Origin of the sequence: Mycobacterium sp. ITM-2016-00317 (assembly GCF_002968295.1) — a bacterium.
Lineage (GTDB): Bacteria > Actinomycetota > Actinomycetes > Mycobacteriales > Mycobacteriaceae > Mycobacterium.
On the sequence record NZ_CP134399.1, the window covers coordinates 303997 to 321811 of the forward strand.

Here is a 17815-nt window from a genome sequence, read left to right on the forward strand (position 1 = left end):
TGGCGAGTTTCCCGAGAAACTCCGCCAACAACCTCAGTCTCGCGTCTGCGTGGGTTAAGAGGCCGGGGTATAGCCGAACGGCAGCAGCACGCTCTTGGACTCGCAGTACCCGGCGATGCCTTCCGGTCCGCACTCGCGGCCGATGCCGGAGTTCTTGTAACCGCCGAACGGGGCCCCGGCATCGAAGGCGTACATGTTGATGCCGTAGGTGCCGGTGCGGATCTGCTTGGCGATCTCGACGGCCTTGGCGTAATCGGTGGTGTACACCGAACCGGCCAGGCCGTAGACCGAGTCGTTGGCGATGCGCACCGCGTCGGCCTCGTCCTCGAACGGGATCACCACGAGGACGGGACCGAAGATCTCCTCCTGGGCGATGGTCATCGAGTTGTCCACATCGGCGAACACGGTGGGCTGCACGAACCAGCCGCTGTCCAGGCCCTCGGGACGGCCGCCTCCGGCAACCAGCCGCGCGCCCTCGTCGAGGCCCTTCTTGATGTAGCCCTCGACGCGCTCACGCTGCTTCTCGCTGATCAGCGGGCCGATCATGGCGGCCGCGTCATCGGGCAGGCCGGGTGCCATGCCCGCCGCGGCGGCCGCGATCTTCTCCACGACCTCGTCGTAGCGCGACCGCGGGGCCAGGATGCGGGTCTGCCCGACACAGGCCTGCCCGGAGTTCATCAGGCCGGAGAAGATCAGCATCGGCAGGGTGGCGTCCAGGTCGGCGTCCTCCAGGATGATCGCCGCGGACTTGCCGCCCAGCTCCAGCGTGCACGGCTTGAGCTTCTCGGCGGCGATCTTGCCGATCTCCTTGCCGACCGCGCTGGACCCGGTGAAGGTGAACTTGTCGATCTCCGGGTTGTCGGTCAGGGCACGGCCGGTGTCCACGCCACCGGGCACCACCGAGAGCACACCCTCGGGCAGCCCCGCCTCGGCGAACACCTCGGCCATCAGGTTGGTGGTCAGCGGGGTCTCGGCGGCGGGCTTGAGCACCAGGGTGCAGCCGGCCAGCAGGGCCGGGCCCAGCTTGTTGGCGGCCAGGAAGAACGGCACGTTCCAGGCGACGACGGCGCCGACGACACCGATCGGTTCCTTGAGCACCAGGGTCTGGCCGTACGCGCCGTCGCGGATGTCCTGCCAGGAGAACTTGTCCGCCGCCGAGGCGTAGAACTGCAGCGTCGACATGGCCGCGCCGTACTGCATCATGTCGACGATGGTCTGCGGCTGGCCGGTCTCCAGCTTCAACAGCGCCTTGAATTCGTCGGCGCGCGCTTCGATCAGCTCGATCGCCTTGGCGATGACGGCCTCGCGCTCCTTCGGGGTGAGCCGCGGCCAGGGGCCCTCGTCGAAGGCCTTGCGGGCGGTCGCGAATGCGGCGTCGACGTCGGCCTTGGTGGCCAGCGGAACCTGACCGACCTTCTCGCCGGTGGCGGGGGAGTACACGTCGATCACGTCCGAGGTGGCCGGCTCGACCCACTTGCCACCGATGAACAGCTTGTCCCACTCGGTTTTCAACGCAGTGCTCTGTGTCATACCGGTCACACTACCGATCGTGACGCCAAACGAGAACCTGTTGCAAGACACCTGTCAAGAAGGCCGCAACACCAGCACCAGGTTGCTCACCAGGAATTCCCGCAGACCCGGCACGCGGGTCAGCCCCCAGGCCCATCGCGGGTGGTAGCGCGGGAATGCGGCGATCAGCGCCCCGGTGCCCTCAGCCCAGCGCAGTCCGTCGCGCGCATGGACAGCGAACAACGACGAGCCGTAGTCGTTCTTCGGCCGGTGGCCGTGTTTGCGGGTGTAGCGCTCCGCGGCCCGGTATCCGCCGAAATAGTGCGTCAGCCCCATCTCGTGACCGCCGAACGGGCCCAGCCACACCGTGTAGGACAGCACCACCAGGCCGCCGGGCCGGGTGACGCGCAACATCTCGTCGCCGAGGCCCCACGGCTGCGCGACGTGCTCGGCGACGTTGGACGACAGACAGATGTCGACGCTGGCGTCGGCGAACGGCAGCGCGGTTCCCGAGGCCCGCACGAACGTGCCGGCCGAGCCCTGGGTGCGCGGCCCGGCGGCGTGCATCTCGCGCGGATCGGGCTCGACGCCGATGTAGCGGACGCCGGCCTCGGCGAACGCGGACGCGAAGTAGCCGGGACCGCCGCCGACGTCCAGCAGGGTCAGCCCCGACAGGCCGGTGCCGGAGACCGACCGCCACAGGTCCCCGACCATCGCGGCGGTGTCGTCGGCCAGCGCGCCGTAGAAGCGGTCCGGATCACTCTGCTCGAAACGGAACGCCGCGAGCAGCCGCAGCGACCGCGCCAGCGTCGCCCGTGCGGCGAAGCGGTCGGTGGCAGGCATCCGGCCACCCTACTGACCACCCGTTAGGCTGGCGGGGATGTCTGCCCAGCCTGAGCCCGGCCGCTCCGCACCTGCGCGGGTCGGCTCGGTGCTCCTCCTCTGCTGGCGCGACACCGGCCACCCCCAGGGCGGCGGCAGCGAGACCTACCTGCAACGCATCGGCGCCCAACTGGCCGCGTCGGGCACCCGGGTGACGCTGCGCACCGCCCGCTACGCCGGTGCGCCGCGCCGGGAAGTCGTCGACGGCGTACAGATCCAGCGCCGGGGCGGGCCCTACACCGTCTACGTGTGGGCCGGGCTCGCGATGGCCGCCGCGAAGATCGGGCTGGGCCCCATGCGCCGCGTCCGCCCCGACATCGTGGTGGACACCCAGAACGGGCTGCCGTTCCTGTCCCGGCTGGTCTACGGCAGGCGCACCGTCGTGCTGGTGCACCACTGCCACCGCGAACAGTGGCCGGTCGCCGGCCCGGTGATGAGCCGGATCGGCTGGTTCGTCGAGTCGCGGCTGTCTCCGCGGCTGCACCGGCGCAACCAGTACGTCACGGTGTCGCTGCCGTCGGCGCGCGACCTGGCGCTGCTTGGGGTGCAGTCGGACCGGATCGCGGTGGTGCGCAACGGCGTGGACGCGGCCCCCGAGGACACGCTGACGGTCCCGCGGTCGGCGACGCCCCGCGTGGTGGTGCTGTCGCGGCTGGTGCCGCACAAGCAGATCGAGGACGCGCTCGACGCGGTGGCGCGGCTGCGCACCCGTGTCCCGGACGTGCACCTGGACGTGCTGGGCGACGGCTGGTGGGCCCAACGGCTCGTCGACCACGCCGCCAGGCTCGGCATATCCGACGCGGTCACCTTCCACGGACACGTCGACGATGCCGCCAAACATGCTGTGCTGCAGCGCAGTTGGGTGCACGTGCTGCCCTCGCGCAAGGAAGGCTGGGGGCTGTCGGTGGTCGAGGCCGCCCAGCACGGGGTGCCGACCATCGGCTACCGCAGCTCGGGCGGGCTGACCGATTCGATCGTCGACGGGGTCACCGGCATGCTGGTCGACGACAGCGACCAGCTCGTCGACGGCCTGGAGCGGCTGTTGACCGACGGCGTGCTGCGCGAGCAACTGGGCACCAAGGCACAGGTGCGCAGCGGCGAGTTCTCCTGGGAACAGAGCGCCGACGCGATGCGCGCGGTGCTGGCCGCGGTCCGCGCCGGGCAGCAGGCCAGCGGCGTCATCTGACCCAACGGGCCAACTCCGCGGATCTCGCTGGTATCGCGGACAGCCTCGTGAACGGCCATTAACATAGCCGCCATGCTCAGCGCGCTGCGCCGCATCATGGACTACGAGATGACCGTCGCCGAGTGGATCGGCGCCGCGCTGCTGGCCGGCGCGCCGTACGGCGCCCTCGGGCTGCTCGTCGCACTGCTCAAACCCGACCACTACGCCCACGCGGACGGCCTGTACCGGATCGTCGCGTTCGTCGGCTCCGTGGTGTTCTGGCCCGTCCTGTTCGTCACGGATGTCTGCATGCCATGAGCCGCAACAGGATCCAGATCAACCGGCGCACCGCACGCTGGAGCGACGACCCGGTGACGGTCGCGGGCGCGATGGACTTCTGGTCGTTCGCCGCGGGCGCAGCCAACGTGATCATGCAGCTGTCCCGGCCCGGTGTGGGTTACGGCGTGGTGGAGAGCAAGGTCGACTCCGGGAACCTGCTCAAGCATCCGTGGAAGCGGGCGCGCACCACCTTCCAGTACCTCGCCGTGGCGATCTTCGGGACCGACGACGACCGTGCCGCGTTCCGCGCGGCCGTCGACGGCGTGCACCGGCACGTCAAAGGCCCGGCCAGCCCGGTGCCCTACAACGCGTTCGACCGCGACCTGCAGATGTGGGTGGCGGCGTGCCTGTTCGTCGGGCTGGAGGACACCTACCAGCTGCTGCGCGGCGAGATGACCCCCGAACAGGCCGAGCAGTTCTACCGCTCGGCCGCGACGCTGGGCACCACCCTGCAGGTGAGCCCCGACCAGTGGCCGCCGAGCCGGGTGGAGTTCGACCGCTACTGGGACACCGCCTGCGAGCAGGTCCGAATGGACGACGTCGTCAGGTCCTACCTGACCGACCTGATCAACCTGCGGATGATCAATCCGCTTCTGGGACTGCCGTTCCGGCCGCTGCTGAAGTTCCTGACCGCGGGCTTCCTGGCCCCGGTGTTCCGCGACGCGCTCGGGGTGTCCTGGGGAGCGCGGCGGCAATGGTGGTTCGAGCAGCTGTTCCTGTTCGTCGCGTTCGTGAACCGGTTCGTGCCGGGCTTCATCCGCCAGGGCGGCAGCCACCTGCTGCTCGCCGACGTCCGCCGCCGCGTCCGCGCGCACCGCAGGCTGGTCTGAGGGAGCCCCGGCATGTCGATCCGCACCGCGACCCGAAGCCTGCTGGCCCGGCAGCTGTCGGTCGCCGACGTCATCGAACTCGGGCTGTGGCTGGCGATCCCGTACGTGACCATCGGGCTGGGGTGGGCGTTCTTCCGCTTCGAGGAGGTCCAGCAGCTGGAAACCATCCTGCAGGTGCGGCTGCGGCCGGCGGCGGCCTGGCGGCCTACCTACTGGTGGCCGCGCTGTGGCCGGTCCAGCTCCTGCTGCCCACGGCGTGCGCGGTGGTGTGAGCGCAGCGATCCGGCCAGCATCCCGATGAGCCCGGCGACGAGCGCGGCGAGCCACACCGCATGCGCGGCGAGCAGCGCGGGACGGTCCGGCGAGCGGGGCGTGTCCCCGCCGACCGTGTACACCGTCAGCGCGTCGTCGGCGAACGCGCTAGGCAATGCCAGCGGCGGCGCCTGACCGGCCTGGTTCTCCACCACCACCCAGCCCACCCCGGCCGCGGCGAGTGCGTCGGCCCCGGCCCCGGCGATCAGCATCTGCTGCACGTCGCGGGCCCTGCTGCCCTCACCGGGGACGTTCTTCCCGGCGATGGTCAGGTCACCGGTGCTGAGCACGTCGGCGCGCAGCCAGCGTGGCAGCGGGTCGAGCACCGGCGCGTCACCGGCCCACGCGAACCGGCGCATGCTGTCGACGGGCAGCACCGCGACCGTCGCGGGGTCGGCGTTGATCACCGCGGCGGCGGCCGACCACCCCGGTGGGTACTGCACGGAGGTGACGCGCCCGCCCACCCCCCAGGTGAGGTCGGGCAGTGTGGCGACCACCGCGGCGCAGCACAGCGTGGCGGTGAGTGCGGCGGGCAGCCGGGGGCGCAGCGTGACGACGGCCGCTGCGCCGGCCAGCGCGTAGCCCGGCATCGCCAGCGCCACCCATTTCTGCCCGTCGCGGAGCACCCCGAGGCCGGGGGCGGCGTCGATCACGGTCTCCAGCACCGCCAGGCCGGGGCCCGTCGCCATCAGCGCCGGCCCCACCACCGACGTCGCCGCCAGGATCAGCAACGGCAGCGCGGCCCGCCTGCGCAGCAGCACGGGCAGCCCGAGCGCCACCACGGCCAGCAGCACGGCCGTCGCGACCACCGCGAACAACGACGTCCGGGACGCGGGCACGGCATCGGCGTTCCAGATCCCACCGAGGCCGGCCAGGCTGCCGAGGGTGCCCAGACCGGGCTCGGCACGCGCCGCGAACGCGTCGATCCCGGGCCGCTGGTCCACCGCCCCTGCCCAGCCGCCCGCCGCCCCGCCGGAGACCGCGGACGCGACCAGCCACGGCGCCGCGGCCATCACCGCGGCGCCCATGCTCAGCCCGGCACACCACCACCGCGGCCTGCGCCGGGCGCCAGCGCGCACGCCAGCGCGGTCGTCGCACCCAGCATCAGCCCGGTCGGCGTCAGACCGGCCAGCGCCAGCCAGAACAGCAGCGCCCCGATTCCGCCGAAATTGCGTTCCGCGCGGTCAGGATGCGCATTCTCGCGCGTGGAATGCAATTTCGGCGCGCCCCGCAGCGTCAGCACCGTCGCGGCGATCCACGGCAGGCAGCCGTAGCCCACCAGCAGACTCCAATGCCCCTGCAGCAGCCGCTCGGCGACGTAGGGATTCCAGATCGCGATCGTGACGGCCACGCACTGGCCGGCCACGCCCGCGGCGGGCAGCACCACCGCGGCCAGCCGCGCGGCACCCCAGCCCGCCAGCCACAGGCCGAGGATCGTCAGGCCCTTGACCACGACGCCGCCGTCGAGCACGGCCGAGGCCAGCGCCACCGCGAAATCCTGCGGCAGCGCTCTCGGCGCGGCCTGCGTCAGCCCCAGCGCGGCGTCGGTCAGATAGGACCGCGGCGTGGACACCGCGTCGCGCAGCAGCAGGTAGCCGGGCGCCAGCAGCGGCGCGGTCACGGCCAGCGTCAACGCCAGCGCATAGCCCGGTGCGACCAGGGAGCGCCAGGACGGCGCGGAGACCGGCGGGATCAGACCGGTCGGTCCGGCGGCAGATCGGTAGGTCGCTGCGCGGGCAGCTTCTCGGTCATGGCCTCGGCGCCGGGTACCGGTTCACCGTCGTCGCCGCGCTTGCCGAAGAACCGGTTGCCGGTGTCGTCGAGGCCGGGATCGATCAGCGACTCGGAGCGCAGGCTGAACGAGCCGAGCAGCGCCCCGCCCACCAGCGCGACCAGCCCGAGCGCGGTGAACGTGATCGGCAGGATGCGGCCCCACAGCGAGACCCGGTCCCGCTCGTCCTGGGCGACGGCCACCTGGGCCTCGACGGTCTCCTCGTTGGAGGTCACCGTGTAGTCGACGAACGTCACCTCGGGCTTGGTCGCTTCGCGGGCGTAGTAGTGGAATCCGCGGTCGGATTCCTTGACGATCGTGCCCGAGACCGGATCCACCCAGAACGTGCGCTGGGCGGCGTAGTACCGCGTCATCGTGATCATCTCTTCGGGGTCGCCCTCGAAGCCCCACAGCTCCGCGCGGGCGGTCACCTGGCTGTCGGCGTCATCGTCGTAGAGCGACGCGTACTTGACCGGCTCGACCAGCTCGCCGTCGGAGTCGAACCCGACGTTCTGGGTGAACCTGTACGCGGTCAGGCCGTTGACGTCTTCCTCGCCGGCGTAGTTGGCGTCGTACGCCTTCTGCGCGATCGGGTCGAACACCGGGTAGGTCTTCTTCTCGGTGTCGAACGGGAACCGGTAGGCCAGCCCCTCGTGCGGCAGCGCGATGTTGGTCGGCGGGTTCTCCTCCTCGATGGCGCGCGGCTTCTGCACCGAGCCACCGGGATTGGTCTCGCTCGACACCGCAAGCGCGGTGGAGCGGTTCACGGTGACGGTGTCGACCATCGCCAGCAGCAACCCGTTGTCCTGCTGCTGATCGGAACGCCGCACCGTGGTGCCGACCTGCAGCGTGACGACGTCGGCGTTCGACGGCGACTCCACGCTGATCTGCTGCTGCATCACCACCGGGATGTCCTCGTTGATGACGAAACGCTCCCCGAGCAGCGACGCCGGGTCGAACGCGGTGGCGGTGCCGTCGCTGACCAGAGTGGTGTCGATGTCGAGCGGAATCTTGGAGATCTTGCCCTGGGTGTACGTGGACAAGAGCAGCGCAGCGATGAGCAGGGCAGCCCCGAGGCCCATGATTCCGCACGCAGCGATCCTCAGCGCAACTGCGCGGTTCAATACCGTGTCTCCCTTCGCGCACGCCGCCACGGGCGTGGCGGCGGCGGCGCCCAGCCAGACGCCCAGAAATCCGGTTCGACCCTAACAGCACAGGTTGAGGTCGTCGCTTAGCCGAGCGTTCACCGGTAGCGCCTGACTACCCGTTCGCAGTGCGGATTCACCCCCGGCCCGCCGGTGCGGGCAGACTGTTCGACGTGAGCGACGCCAGAGCCACGGGCGATTCGAGCGCCGTCGGCGGCACGCGCGGATTCCTGCCCGCCGTCGAGGGCATGCGCGCCTGCGCGGCGATCGGGGTCGTCGTTACGCACGTCGCATTCCAGACCGGCCAGAGCGGCGGCGTGACCGGACGCGTGCTGGGCCGCTTCGACCTGGCCGTCGCGGTGTTCTTCGCGCTGTCGGGGTTCCTGTTGTGGCGCGGCCACGCGGCCGCGGCGCGCGGATTGCGGGCCCGCCCGTCGACCGGGCACTACCTGCGGTCACGCATCGTGCGCATCATGCCGGGCTATCTGGTCGCGGTGGTGGTGATCATGACGCTGCTGCCCGACGTCAACGCCGACTTCACCGTGTGGCTGGCCAACCTGACGCTGACCCAGATCTATGTGCCGCTGACGCTGACCGCGGGCCTCACGCAGATGTGGAGCCTGTCGGTGGAGATGAGCTTCTATCTGGTGCTGCCGCTGCTGGCCCTGCTCGCCCGCCGGATCCCGGTGAGCGCCCGCATCCCGGTGATCATCGCGGTGGCCTTCGCCAGCCTGTTCTGGGTGCGCATCCCGTTCGACCCGGACTCCGGGCACAACCTGTGGAACTGGCCGCCGGCGTTCTTCTCCTGGTTCGCCGCGGGCATGGTGCTGGCGGAGCTGACCGTCAGCCCGCTCGGCTGGGCGCACCGGCTGGCCCGGCAGCGGGTGCTGATGGCGCTGCTGGCGGTCACGGCGTTCGCGATCGCCGCGTCCCCGCTGGCCGGCCGAGAGGGCCTGCACCCGGGCTCGGTGAGCCAGGTGACGCTGAAGACCGCGATGGGTGCGGTGGTCGCGGGCGCGCTGCTGGCACCGCTGGTGCTCGATCGGATCGACACCCCGCACCGCATCCTGGGCAGCCCGACGATGGTCACGCTGGGCCGCTGGTCCTACGGCCTGTTCGTCTGGCACCTGGCCGCGCTGGCCATGGTGTTCCCGGTGATCGGCGCGTTCCCGTTCAGCGGCCACTTCACCGTGGTGTTGGTGCTGACCCTGGTGTTCGGTTTCGCGATCGCCGCGGTCAGCTACGGGCTGGTGGAGTCGCCGTGCCGTAACGCGCTGCGCCGCTGGGAGCGGCGCCACCGCCCGACGCCGCTGGACTCCTCGGTCAGCGACGAGGTCGAACCCGCCGTCGCGCGTTAACCCTCTTGCGCCGAAATTGCATTCCACGCGGCTCGTAGGCCGATTCTGCCGCGTGGAATGCAATTTCGGCGGGGGTCCGGCGAGGGGTCAGGGCTGCGCCCGCCGGGCGATCACGTCGTCGCGGACCGCCGACCGGCGCGCCTTGCCCGCGTCGTCGCGCAGCGGCCGGTCGGTGAACTCCACCGACCGCGGCACCTTGTACGACGCGATCCGCCCGGCCAGGAACGCCGTCACCGCGGCCGCGTCCAGATCGGAGTCCGGCGCGGTCTGCACGAGCGCGTGCGGCACCTGCCCGAGGTCGTCGTCGGGCACGCCGACGGCCAGGCTCGACAGCACGTGCGGATGCTCGGCGAGCGCGGACTCGATCTCGGCCGGGTACACGTTGCGGCCGCCGACGGTGAACATGTCGACCCGGCGGTCGTTGAGGTACAGGAAGCCGTCCTCGTCGAAGTAGCCCAGATCGCCCAGCGAATCCCAGCCGTCGCGGGACTTCGCGGTGCTGCCGACGTAGCGGTAGGTGGGCCGCCGGGCGCCGGGCGCATGTAGATCTCACCGGTCACCCCGGGCGGGCATTCGTTGCCGTCGTCGTCGAGGACCTTCATCTCCCCGGCCACCACGACGCCGACCGACCCGGGATGGGTCAGCCACTGCTCACCGGAGATGAACGTCAGCGCCTGCAACTCGGTGCCGCCGTACAGTTCCCACAGCACGTCGGGGCCGAGCAACTCGATCCATGCCTGTTTGACCGCGGGCGGGCACGTCGACGCGACGTGCCAGAACCGCCGCAGCGACGACAGGTCGTAGGCGCCGGGATCGGCGCGGTACACCGGCAGCAGGCGCTGCATGATCGTCGGCACCGTAGTCAGGAACGTGACCCGGTGCTCGGTGACCAGCCGCAGGAACTCGTGCGGGTCGAACCGCGGCATCACCACCATGTGGTGTCCCTGCAGCAGGCCGATCGCGAAGCTGGTGAACCCGGTGTTGTGGCTCAGCGGCACCGAGAGCAGGCTGACGTCGCCTTCCTGCGCGCCCAGCGGATAGCCGATCGCGGGCGGCACCCGGCTGTCGTTGCCCGCCTCGATCAGCTTCGGCCTGCCGGTGCTGCCGCCGGAGGCCATCGACTTCCACACCGGCGAAACCGCTTCGGGCAGTGGATGATCCGGGAAGTCCGCGGCGGCGGACACGGTGATGGTGGGGGTGACGCCGGTCGGGTCGGGCAGGCCGACCAGCAGGGCCGGCCGGCGCAACTGCAGCAGGGCGGCCAACTCGGCGTCGGGCAGCCGCGCCGACAGTGGTTGCGGCACCGCGCCGAGCTTCCAGCAGGCCAGCACCGAGTACACCCAGTCCAGGGAGTTGGGCAGCACGATCGTCACGTAGTCGCCGACCCCCACTCCGAGCGACGCGAACGCGCGGGCCAGCCGGTTGGTGGTGGCGTCCAGCGCGCCGCGGGTGACCGTGACGCCGTCGCAGGTCACCGCCGCGGCCTCCGGGGCCTGCGCGGCCAGCGCCGAGACCTGGGTGCCGATCGGTGGGACGAGGGGCGCTGCCATGTCAGCCATCCTCGCGGGTGCGCCCCGATCCGGGGAACGACACCAGCGAAACTCCCACCGCGACCACCGAGAGCAGCGCGAGGAACTGCACCCCGGCCGAATGGCCCACGTAGCCGTCCACCGAGCGCCACGGGTTTTGGCTGAGCACCGCCCCGGCCAGGATCAGCCCGAACGCCGCGGTACCGACCGTCAGCGCGTCGCGCAGCCGCTCCCGACGGCGCAACAGATACCGGAGGCCGACCGCGGCGCCGGCCACCAGCACCCCGGGTAGCCCGGACACGACGGCGGCGACCGCCGCCACCGCGACGCCGACGACGGGTGCGGACGGTTGCCACGGCGCGGCGGCCGGTGTCGGCACCCCCGGCCGGCGCATCGGCAGGAACGCCAGCGCGAACAGCAGCGGCAGCAGCGCCAGACCGCCGATCAGCCCGGCCCGGTAGGTGTCGTTGTAGGCGAAGTTCAGCGTCACGGCGCCGCCGCTGCCCGCGGGCAGCACCCAGCCCTGCTGCCACCCGTTGACCGTGACCGAGTCCAGCGTGGCACCGTCGGCGGTGTGCGCGGTCCACCCGGGGTTGGCGCTCTCGGGCACGACGAGGACGCGCGCGGTTTCCGACGGTTCCACCGTCACCTCACGGTCGACGCTGGTCCACCGGTCGACGGTGACCGCAGTGGCGCGCGCCGTGCCGATCCGGTCGGCCAGCGGGGTGTCGAGCTGCACGCCGTCGACGATCAGCGGGGAACCAGGGCTGACCACGAGCTCCTGCTGCCCGGCGGGCAACGGGATCGGCGCGGTGCGGCACGGGCGGGCCGGGATCGGGTCGCCGTCGAGCAGCGCGCCGACGGTGGCGGTCACCGAGGTCTGCACGAACTCACCCGCGACGCCGATCACCGGGCCGCGCCCGCACGGCAGGGTCACCGTCCGCGCGCGGTTGGCCGCCGCGTCGGCCGGCCCGATCGGGGCGCCGCGTCCGTCGAGCAGCACCACCTCCGCCAGGCCAGGCGGCTTCAACTGATCGAAACCCAGTGAGGTGCGGTCGATCACGTCGTCCCAGTCCATCAACCACATCGTCACGGTGTCGGTGACCCGCGGGTGCAGCCGGAAGGTCTCGGTGCCGTCGGTCATCCGGCGCACCTGCGGCCCGTCCCCGAGGTCCACCGCGATCAGGGTCGGGTCGGCCGGCAGCGGGGACGCGCCCGGCGTCACTCGGATGGCCGAAACCTCTTGCGGGGAAGGGAGTTTGATCTCCAGTGACGGCGGTGCGTGCGGCTGCACGCTGCGCTGCGGCGCTGTCCACGCGGTCCCGGGGTCACCGTCGGTGGCCGCATACGCCGAGCCGAGGACGTCGATCGGGTCGGAGTCGCCGTAGGCCCGGGTGGTGTCGGGCTGGGCGATCAGCTCGGCCAGGTTGGGTCCCTGGCGGCCACGCACCCACACCGTCGGGGTCACCTCGGTCGGCTCGGGCACGTTCAGCGTCCGGCTCAGGTTCACCGGTTCCTCGGCGGCCAGCGCCATCGCCGCGGCGCAGCGGGCCCCGGTCGGGCTCTGCGCGCAGCCGGCCCGGCCCAGCAGTTCGGACCCCAGATCCCATTGCGCGACAGCAGAACCCGATGGCGGAGCAGGAACCTCGACGGTGTGCCGGAGGTTCACCGGGTGGGCGAACCCGTTCGCGTCGTACTGGGTGACGTGGATGTCGGTGATACCGAACTGCACCCCGGGCGATCCGTCGTCGGTGCCCGTCGCGGTGATCCGCACCCATGGCGACTCGCCGTAGGGCAGCGCCACGGTCATCGGCTTGCCCGCCTCGTCGAAGCGCACGGTGCTGGTGCCGTTGACCGTCGACACCTCCAGACGCCGCACCTGCGCGCCGACCGCGGTGGCGCTCGGGGTGAGGGTGAGGGTGGCGTTGGTGACCGGCCGGTCGAAATCGACCTGCAGCCACTGGCCCAGCGCGGTCTGCAGCGAGTTGGACACCCAGCTGGTCGAGGCGTCCCCGTCGATCGCCGACGCCGGGCCCGAGGACGGCGACACGTTGGGCAGCGCGGTGGAGTCCGACGCCGCGCTGGACACCGAGACCCGGCCGCCGTGCCACTGCCCGTACACCAGGTCGGCTCCGGTGGCCGGATAGTCGGGCACCCGGTTGAACGTGTTGCGCGCGTCGTCGGATCCGCGGATGGCCGACGAGTGGTCGTCGACGCGCCCGTAGTCGGTCTCCCGTGCGGTGGGGGTGTCGGTGACCGTCACCAGCGGCACGGGCAGCCCGGCGCGTTCGGCGTCCTGGGTCAGCAGCGCGGGACCCGTCGGCTCCTGCCCCGCGAGCCTGCGGCGCTCGTCCAGCCGCAGCAGCACCTCGGGTCCGCCGTCCACCCTGGGCATCGAGTCGATGTCGGCCACATACGGGTCCAGCGAGCCGGGACGGTCCACGCGGTAGATCTCGACCGCCGGGTAGCGCGGCCGCAGCCCGCTGTCGGTGACGAAGCCGGCCAGGGTGCCGGGGCCGACGGGGTCGCCGAACTCGGCGACCTTGGTCAGGCCCGGGGACCCGTCGATCGCGCGGTGCACCAGGATGGGCCGCGCCGACCGCGACGTGTCGGGGTCCAGGTCGTTGCGCACCACCACATACGAGATGCCCTGCCGGGCCAGGGTGTCGGCCAGGCCCGCCGACGGCAGGCCCGCGGCGAACAGGCGCTGCACCGAGTCCAGCGCGCGGATCGTCTCCGGCGGGGTGAGCGGGATGGAGTCGCGCACGCCCCACGCGCTGTCGCCGAGCACCTGGAGCGGTTCGTCGTGGCTGTTGCCCCAGACCTGGGTGGCGAACGGGGCGCCGGGCGCGACGAGCACCCGGCCCCCGGTGTCGTTGTCGTCCAGCCACGCCGCGGTCTCGTGCCAGTACTGCGGGATGTCGTCGAACGCGCCGGGTGGCGTGAGCCGGCCGGTCCACGCCAGCGACGTGGCCGCGGTCAGCGCGCACAGCAGCACGATGCCGACCGCGACCCGCTTGTCCTGCTCGGGGTGGGCGAACGCGTTGCGCCACACCGGCCGCGGTGCGCTGCCCGGCAGCGGGATCCGGCCGAGCAGGTGGGCCAGGCCGAGGGCGAGCGGCAACCGCAGCAGCGGATCCAGCTTGTGCAGGTTGCGCAGCGGGGTGCCCTCGGCGTCGAGGAAGGTCTGGACGTAGTGCGCGATCGGCGACCCGAGTCCGCCCGAGTAGCCCGCCGCCAGCAGTGCGACGCCGACCAGCAGTATCGTCACCAGCCGGCCGCGGGCAGGCATGCTGGCCATTGCGAGACCGGCCAGCCCGCCCGCGGCCACCAGCGTCGTCGCCAGCACCGACACCGAGCCGGTGACCAGCGGCGCGCCCGCCGTGGCGGTCGGCGCGACGTACGGCGTCCACGCGCCGGTGCCGCGCAGCATCTCGGTCAGCGACATCCACTGCGTGGTCACCCCGGAGGACTCGATGAAGTCCAGGAACGGCGGGCTGATCCGGCCCAGGTGCAGCAGCGCGATCACCCACCAGGTCACCGCGAGCGCCACGCACGGCAGCCACCACGCCACGAACCGGCGCCACGTCCGGTTCGGCCGGTGGCACAGCAGCCACACGACCGCGCACAGGCACGCGGTCAGCGTCGCGACGGCGTTGACCGCGCCCATCAGCGCGACCGCCACCGCCGACCGCGCCGCCAGCACCCGCACCCGGGACCCGCCCTGGAGCGCGAGCACGATCGGCAGCAGCACCCACGGCGCCAGCATCATCGGCAGCGTCTCCGACGAGATGGCCCCGATGGTGGTCAGCACCCGCGGCGACAGCGCGTAGGCCACCGCGCCGAGCACCCGCGAGGTGGTGGTGCCGATCCCGAGGGCCTCGGCGAGCCGCAGCATCCCCCAGAACCCTGCGACCAGCAGCAGCGCCCACCACAGCCGCTGGGTCACCCAGTCCGGGACGCCGAGCAGATCACCGGCCAGGAAGAACGTGCCGTGCGGGAACAGGTAGCCGTAGGCCTGGTTCTGCGCCTGCCCGAACGGCAGCTCGCTGTTCCACAGGTCGAATGCGCGCGCCAGGAAGCGCAGCGGGTTGGCGGTGAGGTCGAGCTTGGTGTCGGGTGAGATCTGGCCGGGCGACTGGGCGAAAGTCAGGACCAGTGCCGCCGCGGCGGACACCCACAACCAACGCCGCGACAGCGGCTGGATCAGGTCAGGTCCGGTCGCCGTACTCGACCCTGTTGAGCACCGATGACGCCGGATCGCCCGCCTGCAGAGGAGGCTTCGTGTCCTGCTGCACCATCAACGTCACACCGAACACGGCCGCCGCGCCGAGCAGCAGGCCGACGACGATGCTGGCTGCAGCGGGCACGAGAAACCGATCCATGCGGCCAACCTAGCACGGCGCTGGTCAGCGGCCGGAGCGCCGCAATCAGGGCTGCGGCGGCACGATGAGCACCGGGCGGTGCCCGCGGCGCAGCACGTGGTCGGCCACGCTGGACTGGATCAGTGACCGAAAACCCGTGGTCGCGCGGGTTCCGGTGACGATCAGGTCGGCGTCGAGGTCGTCGGCGGCCTCGATGATCGTCTGCCACACGGTGAAGTTGGCCGCCAGCCGCAGCGGTTCTGCGGCCAGACCGGCGGCCAGGGCCAGATCCAGGCCCTCGTCGTTGATCCGCTGCGCCTCGGCCAGCGCGATGTCGATCTCGTCGTCGTTGCCCGGATCGGGCGGTCCGTCCAGGTCGTAGCGGTAACCGGACGGTTCGGAACCGCGGTCCAGCGGCGACCACACCGTCAGCACCACGAACCGGTCGGCGGTCAGGAAACGGGCCGCGTAGTGCACGGCGGAGCGCGCGGTGGGTGAGCCGTCGAAGGCGATGAGCATCACGCTCTTCTGGTCGCGGGGTAGCGAACCCGTCATCGCCTCTCCTATCCGTCGGCCGTCATCACCGAACAGAATATTTGGTCGCGGCCTCAGATCAGGACGCCTTTTCTCGAACCGCCGCCGACCAGGACGTGGCCTGACGCGTCCTGTGCCGTTATCGTCGGACCATATGTCTGCGCCAAGAACCGTCCCGAATGCCCTCATCGGAGTGCTCGCGGCTTCGGCGCTCCTGATCGGATGCACGTCGTCCGCCGAGCCCGACCCGGCCGGCCCGTCGGTGACCCATGCGACGCCGTCGATGGCGGCCGGTCCCGCACCGGCCCCGCCCGCGGCCCCCGCGCCTGCCGCGCCGGGCCGCGCCGGCGTGCGGTGACCCGGCGGCCGTCGTCGCGGCGATGTCGACCCGCGACAAGCTCGCCCAGCGGCTGATGGTCGGGGTCACAGGCGCCGCGGACGCCCGCTCGGTGTCGGAGACCCACCGGGTCGGCGGCGTCATGGTGGGCAGCTGGTCGGACCTGTCGATGCTGACCGACGGCTCACTGGCCGGCCTCGCCGCCGACGCCACCCCGCTGCCGCTGGCCGTCAGTGTGGACGAGGAAGGCGGCCGGGTGTCGCGGCTGGCCGGACTGATCGGCGCGCAGCCCTCGCCGCGCCGGTTGGCCGCCACCAGCACCCCGGAGCAGGTACAGCAGATCGCGTTCGAGCGCGGCCGCAAGATGCGGGACATGGGGATCACGATCGACTTCGCGCCGGTCGTGGACATCACCGACGCCCCCGACGGCAGCGTCATCGGCGACCGGTCGTTCGGCGCGGATCCGGCCCAGGTCACCGACTATGCGGGCGCCTACGCCCGCGGCCTGCGCCAGGCCGGCCTGGTTCCGGTGCTCAAGCACTTTCCCGGGCACGGCAGCGGCAACGGCGATACGCACACCGGCGGCGTGGTCACCCCGCCGCTGGCCGATCTGCTCGACCACGACCTGATCCCGTACCGCACGCTGACCACGCAGGCCCCGGTCGGGGTGATGGTCGGCCACATGGAGGTGCCCGGCCTGACCGGCAGCGAGCCCGCCAGCCTCAGCCCGCCCGCGTACGCGCTGCTGCGCTCGGGTGACTACGGCGGCCCGCCGTTCGGCGGCCCGGTGTTCACCGACGACCTGTCCGGCATGCAGGCCATCACCGACCGCCTCGGCGTCGCCGACGCGGTGTTGCGCAGCCTGCAGGCCGGGGCCGACGTGGCGCTGTGGCTGAGCACGGCCGAGGTGCCCGCGGTGCTGGACCGGCTCGAGCAGGCGGTCGCGGCCGGGGAGCTGACCATGCCGCGCATCGACGAGTCCGTGATGCGGATCATCGCGATGAAGGGACTTTCGCCGCGCTGCGGCGGCTGAACCGTCGACTAGTGCTTACCCTGGAGTAGGACGCTCGTCGCTCGTCGGTCAGGAAGGCACGCTCAATGGCAGGTGGAACCAAACGCTTGCCACGTGCCGTGCGGGAACAGCAGATGCTCGACGCCGCGGTGGAGATCTTCTCGGTGAACGGCTACCACGAGACGTCGATGGACGCGATCGCCGCCGAGGCGCAGATCAGCAAGCCGATGCTGTACCTGTACTACGGCTCCAAGGAGGAGCTGTTCGGGGCGTGCCTGAACCGGGAGCTGGGCCGGTTCGTCGACGAGGTGAGCAGCAACATCGACTTCAGCGCCGCCCCCAAGGAATTGCTGCGCACCGCGGTGCTGGCGTTCCTGAAGTACATCGACGCCAACCGGGCCTCGTGGATGGTGCTGTACACGCAGGCGACCAGTTCGCAGGCGTTCGCCCACACCGTGCGAGAGGGCCGCGAGCGCATCATCGAGCTCGTCGGCCGGCTGCTTCGGTCGGGCACCAAGTTCCCCGAACCCGACACCGACTTCGAGTTGATGGCGGTCGCGCTGGTCGGCGCCGGCGAGGCGATCGCGTCGCGGGTGAGCACCGGGGATGCCGGCGTCGATGAAGCCGCCGAGCTGATGATCAACCTGTTCTGGCGGGGCCTCAAGGGCGCGCCGACCGCGGTGGACGTCGACGCCACCGCGGTCCCCACCAGCTAGCTCATCGCCGCC

The 17815-nt window shown here is 71.6% G+C and carries 13 protein-coding genes and 2 pseudogenes; 7 read left to right on the forward strand and 8 right to left on the reverse strand.

The window, feature by feature from the left end:
• Nucleotides 1-54: 54 nt before the first annotated feature.
• Together C6A87_RS01460 and C6A87_RS01465 are read right to left on the reverse strand one after the other, a co-directional pair.
• A complete protein-coding gene (locus C6A87_RS01460; RefSeq protein ID WP_311115653.1) occupies nucleotides 55-1530 on the reverse strand; it encodes an aldehyde dehydrogenase in 1476 nt (491 codons plus the stop codon).
• 54 nt (nucleotides 1531-1584) lie between these two features.
• Nucleotides 1585-2352 carry a class I SAM-dependent methyltransferase gene (locus C6A87_RS01465; RefSeq protein ID WP_311115654.1) on the reverse strand — a complete coding sequence of 256 codons (768 nt, stop codon included), beginning with the start codon at nucleotides 2350-2352 and terminating at the stop codon, nucleotides 1585-1587.
• A 37-nt stretch (nucleotides 2353-2389) separates the two neighbouring features.
• Between C6A87_RS01465 and C6A87_RS01470 the strand changes: the two genes are divergently transcribed.
• The 3 genes from C6A87_RS01470 to C6A87_RS01480 all read left to right on the forward strand — a co-directional run bounded on the left by C6A87_RS01470 (nucleotide 2390) and on the right by C6A87_RS01480 (nucleotide 4725).
• Nucleotides 2390-3577: a glycosyltransferase family 4 protein gene (locus tag C6A87_RS01470; protein WP_311115655.1), complete on the forward strand. Its 1188-nt coding sequence runs from the start codon at nucleotides 2390-2392 to the stop codon at nucleotides 3575-3577.
• A gap of 72 nt (nucleotides 3578-3649) precedes the next feature.
• Nucleotides 3650-3874: a hypothetical protein gene (locus C6A87_RS01475; RefSeq protein WP_311115656.1), complete on the forward strand. Its 225-nt coding sequence runs from the start codon at nucleotides 3650-3652 to the stop codon at nucleotides 3872-3874.
• Entirely contained in the window at nucleotides 3871-4725 is an 855-nt protein-coding gene (locus C6A87_RS01480) for an oxygenase MpaB family protein (RefSeq protein ID WP_311115657.1), read from the forward strand. The genes C6A87_RS01475 and C6A87_RS01480 overlap by 4 nt, the downstream gene beginning before the upstream one ends.
• A 209-nt stretch (nucleotides 4726-4934) precedes the next feature.
• Here C6A87_RS01480 and C6A87_RS01485 read toward each other — a convergent pair.
• Nucleotides 4935-6697, reverse strand: a pseudogene (locus C6A87_RS01485) (hypothetical protein).
• A 32-nt stretch (nucleotides 6698-6729) separates the two neighbouring features.
• Nucleotides 6730-7932 (reverse strand): DUF3068 domain-containing protein, encoded by a 1203-nt coding sequence (locus C6A87_RS01490; protein WP_311115658.1) that lies wholly within the window; start codon nucleotides 7930-7932, stop codon nucleotides 6730-6732.
• Between the two features lie 269 nt (nucleotides 7933-8201).
• On the opposite strand from C6A87_RS01490, the gene C6A87_RS01495 reads away from it, so the two are divergent.
• The gene (locus tag C6A87_RS01495; RefSeq protein WP_311118147.1) at nucleotides 8202-9311 is read left to right on the forward strand and encodes an acyltransferase; all 1110 of its coding nucleotides are present in this window, start codon (nucleotides 8202-8204) and stop codon (nucleotides 9309-9311) included.
• An 87-nt stretch (nucleotides 9312-9398) separates the two neighbouring features.
• On the opposite strand, the pseudogene C6A87_RS01500 reads toward C6A87_RS01495, so the two are convergent.
• The 4 genes and pseudogenes from C6A87_RS01500 to C6A87_RS01515 all read right to left on the reverse strand — a co-directional run bounded on the left by C6A87_RS01500 (nucleotide 9399) and on the right by C6A87_RS01515 (nucleotide 15759).
• A pseudogene (locus C6A87_RS01500) lies at nucleotides 9399-10861 on the reverse strand (AMP-binding protein).
• A 1-nt stretch (nucleotide 10862) separates the two neighbouring features.
• Nucleotides 10863-15047: an alpha-(1->3)-arabinofuranosyltransferase gene (locus C6A87_RS01505; protein ID WP_311118148.1), complete on the reverse strand. Its 4185-nt coding sequence runs from the start codon at nucleotides 15045-15047 to the stop codon at nucleotides 10863-10865.
• A gap of 4 nt (nucleotides 15048-15051) precedes the next feature.
• The gene (locus tag C6A87_RS01510) at nucleotides 15052-15225 is read right to left on the reverse strand and encodes a DUF2613 domain-containing protein (protein ID WP_003933939.1); all 174 of its coding nucleotides are present in this window, start codon (nucleotides 15223-15225) and stop codon (nucleotides 15052-15054) included.
• Between the two features lie 45 nt (nucleotides 15226-15270).
• Nucleotides 15271-15759: a universal stress protein gene (locus C6A87_RS01515; protein ID WP_311115659.1), complete on the reverse strand. Its 489-nt coding sequence runs from the start codon at nucleotides 15757-15759 to the stop codon at nucleotides 15271-15273.
• A 133-nt stretch (nucleotides 15760-15892) separates the two neighbouring features.
• On the opposite strand from C6A87_RS01515, the gene C6A87_RS29130 reads away from it, so the two are divergent.
• The 3 genes from C6A87_RS29130 (at nucleotide 15893) to C6A87_RS01525 (ending at nucleotide 17803) form a co-directional block, all read left to right on the forward strand.
• A complete protein-coding gene (locus C6A87_RS29130; RefSeq protein ID WP_396836969.1) occupies nucleotides 15893-16096 on the forward strand; it encodes a hypothetical protein in 204 nt (67 codons plus the stop codon).
• Nucleotides 16097-16118: 22 nt separating this feature from the next.
• Nucleotides 16119-17108 carry a glycoside hydrolase family 3 N-terminal domain-containing protein gene (locus tag C6A87_RS01520; protein WP_396836970.1) on the forward strand — a complete coding sequence of 330 codons (990 nt, stop codon included), beginning with the start codon at nucleotides 16119-16121 and terminating at the stop codon, nucleotides 17106-17108.
• Between the two features lie 65 nt (nucleotides 17109-17173).
• A complete protein-coding gene (locus C6A87_RS01525) occupies nucleotides 17174-17803 on the forward strand; it encodes a TetR/AcrR family transcriptional regulator (protein WP_311115660.1) in 630 nt (209 codons plus the stop codon).
• Nucleotides 17804-17815 lie beyond the last annotated feature (12 nt).